General features: G+C 57.7%; 1 protein-coding gene. It reads right to left on the bottom strand.

The genetic code is table 11. The features are described from left to right. Positions 1-2,620: RHS repeat-associated core domain-containing protein (locus I73_RS32810; protein WP_234409559.1), on the bottom strand; the 2,620-nt coding region annotated here is incomplete at its 3' end. Positions 2,621-3,394 lie beyond the last annotated feature (774 nt).

Here is a 3,394-nt window from a genome sequence, read left to right as displayed (position 1 = left end):
CATCCTTCTTTTCTGTGACCACCGCATCCCGACCGTCGGGGTCTACCTTGGCATACGGGTTGTTGTCGACGTAGGTATACCGCCCGAAGTTCCCCCCATTGCTGACATCGGCGAGGACGGGGTCGGTGCTCAGGAACCTGCCCGCAATCGGATCGTAGTACCGCTGCTGCATGTAGGTCAGCCCGGTGTCTGCGTCGTAGACATGGCCGGTGAAGCCGATGCTGTCCGGACGAGTGGGGCTGTAGCCCGAGACCACCTTGCCGAAGGGCTCGAAGCGAGTGCGACTGAGCACGGCTGCCGCCGTGTCCGTTCTTGCTACGGGGCTGCCCAGGCCATCCACGTGCGTGTAGATTGTTCCGTTGGCTGAGTCCACCTCCGCGATCAACTGGGTGCCCAGGTAAACGTACTTGGTGGTTGCGATGGACCCGGTGTTGCGTCGCGCGTAGAGGAATCGCCCCCCTTGGTCATACAGCTGCAGATGGGTCGCTCCACCGGCATTTGTAATGAAGGTTCGTCGTCCTTCGCCATCGTAGATGTAGCTGGCCTTGCCCGTGGACGATGTCAGCCGGTTGCCCAGGTCAAAGACAAAGGCCTGCCCGGCACGCGAGGTGATGTTGCCGTTGGCGTCATAGGCATACGCATAGGTGACGCTGCCAGAGACCCCTGTCAACAGATTGGTTGCCGGATCGTAGGCATGGGTGATGCTGCGTGAGCCCACCGTGCTGGAGCGGATGTTGTCCTGCACGTCATAGGTGAAGCTGCCACTGCCCCAAATGCCATTGGCGGTCTTCAGGCGGTTCAGCCCGTCGTAGGTCAGGGTGCGATCGGTCAGGTTCTCCTGCTGGTCGTCAATACCGATGACATTGGCATTGGCGTCGTAGCTGTACTGATCCTTGAGGGTGCCGCTGTCGCTCACCAGCAGGGGCAGGCCGCGCACATTCTGGGTCAGGGTGTGGGTGATGCCATTGCCAAAGGTGTAGCTCTTGACCGCGCCGTTGGGGAAGCGGGTGATGCTGGTGGCGTAGGTTCCCACCTGTGTTGGCTCGCCCAGCGCGTTAGGGGCATAGGCCAGCACGGTGCCATCTGGGTAGGTCAGCTGAGAGACGTTGCCGTTGGCATCAAAGTCCCACGCCAGCTTGAAGTTGCCACCGTTGATCGACATCACCTGACTGGCCAGGAGGCGGCGGTTGTTGTAGTTGTAGGTCCAGGTGTTGCCGTTGGTTGTGCTTGTCTTAGGCAGCCCGTCATCGGTGTAGGTGCGGGTGATGGCGGGGCTGCTGTCACCGAAGGTGGTGCTGGTCAGGCGGTTGCGCGCGTCGTAGCCGTAGCTGATCTTCTGAGCTGCGGGCACGCTGGCGGTGTCGCAGCTGCCGGTGCTGGTGAGTGAGACCCCTCCGCTGCGCCAGGCCAGGTTGCCTGCGGCGTCCCAGTCCTGCACCGTCGCCCCCAGCTCCGGCTCCACCGTCTTGCACAGCTGGTGGTAGCCGTCGTAGACGTAGTTGCGGGTGACGCTGGTGGTCACGCCGGCGCTGGTGCCGTTCTTGGTCATCGACGTGGTGGCGCCGAAGGCATCGCGGGTGATGCTCAGGTTCAGGCCCTCAGGGCCGCTCAGGCTGGCCAGCACCGCCTTGTCCGGGTTGTCGTAGGCCTGGAAGCTCGAGGTTGAGACGTTGCCGTTGAAATCTGTGGTCTGGGTGGTGAAGCCGCTCTGGTAGACATTGGTGGCCGTGCGCTGCGCCGGCGACAGCTCGGTGTCGATGGTGCGGCTGATCTCGCGGCCCAGCGGGTCATAGACCGTGGTCGTGCCCTTGGGCGTGTCGGTGATGGAGGGCACCGTGGCCTGCGGGTAGCCTACAAAAGTGGGGCGATTTTCAAAGTCGAAATTCTTTGAAACTGCACGCAGCGTTGCCGCATTAGAAGAATCCTGGGTAACCACGATTCTTTCTCGCCACATGCCGTCCAAATAGCTGGTAACAACACCCTTTCCTGTGGACTTGGTCCAGCGCCAGTGACCTGCGGGGAGTCCATATTCCACGGAGTTGACCTGCTCGAAATTCAGGTTTGTCGCGTTATAGGTAAGGCCAGTCTCCGTGGGGTAATAAATGGCAGACAGCCTACCCATGGCATCATAGCCAAAGTTGGTCGTTATCCCTGCCTCATTTTTGAGGCTGTCGATCCCGCCAATTTGATTGACAACCGCCGTTTTTCTGGTCGTGTCGGGATACGTCACGGTCTGCGGCGTGCCTAGCTTATAGCTCTCAAACTTTGTCGTGTGATTCAAACCATCCTTGATGCTCGCAAGGGTTCCATCCGTATTAAAGGTGTAGCTTGCCGACAGCTTCCCGAAATTCGATCTAGACAGCGGAAGCGCCGAAGACGAGTCAAAGGAAAAGCTCTCTACCCCCACCCCATTGATCGATAACTCCTGAAGCTGACCAAGGATCCATTTGTCAGTTTGATCGAAATACAAAGTGGCAACCGTCTTGCTCAAACCCAAGGTGCTTGACAAGGTGGCACTCGTCCCCCGAGCATATTTATCAAACGCAGTGACTACATTTGAAAAATTAACACCTTGGCGGCCAATTATCTTGGATTGCTGCGGCGTGTAGATCGTCCCCATGGAATCTGATTGAACTCCACTATACCCAACATGAGCTGGATACGGCCCTGCAGACGAAGAAGCATACGCCAGGGCTTCGGTCTGAAGGACTGTGCCGCTGGAGTTCTTTTGAGTACTATTCAGCAGAAGGCCTTCGTTGATTCCGAACAGGGTTCCGTAGGTATTTACCGTAACTGCACCAGCGGGATCGGTGATGGTCACTGTTTTTGTATTTTCACACGCATTGCACGGCGAAAAGCTGCCGGCGGCTAAGCTGTAGGCATATTTCCAGACGTATTCGGGAAGGCCTGGACCACTGATGGTTTTTTGGGTGAGCGCCCGGTTCGAATAATACCTTGGAACTTTGGTCAGGAAGCTACACGCGCTCGTACCCGGCGTGTTCGATCGCCCGTGGACGGTTACATTCAGAACGAATGTCCCAACCGCGCCGGACGGATGTTTAACCGTTCCTGTCAGCGGCGCATAGCTTGAAGGGTCGATATCATTGTCACAGTCGGGGTCACCCGCAGACCTCGGCTGGGTATCCACAGAACTCAAGGAAAACGACCAAGTGGACAGATCTGGCAGCGTCACCGTCTGTAAGAACCCACCCGCGTCATAGCCATATTTCCACGTTCTCTTGCCATCTGTGATCGACTGAACCCTGTCACCGCTGCCGCTGTAGGCAAACGTTACGGAACGTCCATCGCTTGATGTGATTGTCGATATCCTTTCGCTACCCGCGCTGGCATATGAATATTTCACCCAGTTACCGAATCTGTCGGTGATTTGGGT

The sequence above is a fragment of the Ideonella sp. B508-1 genome (assembly GCF_000333615.1).
Lineage (GTDB): Bacteria > Pseudomonadota > Gammaproteobacteria > Burkholderiales > Burkholderiaceae_C > Ideonella.
The sequence above is the reverse complement of the archived record's forward strand: the minus strand, read 5'-3'. Positions and strand labels throughout refer to the sequence as shown.